We start from the raw sequence: 389 nt of genomic DNA on the forward strand, positions 1-389 counted from the left end.
TGATTTGTCAGTTGGCGCCACAAGACGCTTTTTTTGAAATGCTGTCAAATACCACACAGGCTCCGGATTGCCGTTTACCCGATACCGGTATTTCTTTCGAACGCGAGCGCCTGTTGTCCTCCCCCTGCATCGTGTCGCAAGACTATGGCACCCGGGTTTCAACCTTGCTCAGAATTCACCACGACGGCAGCACAGAATTTATGGAAAAAACTTTGCGCTGAGTGCGAGCCTGTCGCGCTGGGTTGAAGTATTTACCTTAAACCTTATCCAACTTTGCCCGCATCAGTACGACCAGTGCAGCTGCCTTCAGGATGCTGGGCACGATCGCATACGTGATCGTCAAAGCACTCAAACCGTGTACGTTGCCTGAGACTGTATTCGGTGTATAG

The 389-nt window shown here is 50.9% G+C and carries 1 protein-coding gene; it reads left to right on the forward strand.

The genetic code is table 11. From position 1 onward, the window contains the following. On the forward strand, positions 1-221 hold a 221-nt coding region (locus KDM89_RS20205; protein WP_212689660.1), incomplete at its 5' end, for an NRDE family protein. Between the last annotated feature and the right edge of the window lie 168 nt (positions 222-389).

This window comes from Cognatundibacterium luofuense, assembly GCF_018139685.1.
GTDB lineage: Bacteria > Pseudomonadota > Gammaproteobacteria > Burkholderiales > Burkholderiaceae_D > Undibacterium > Undibacterium luofuense.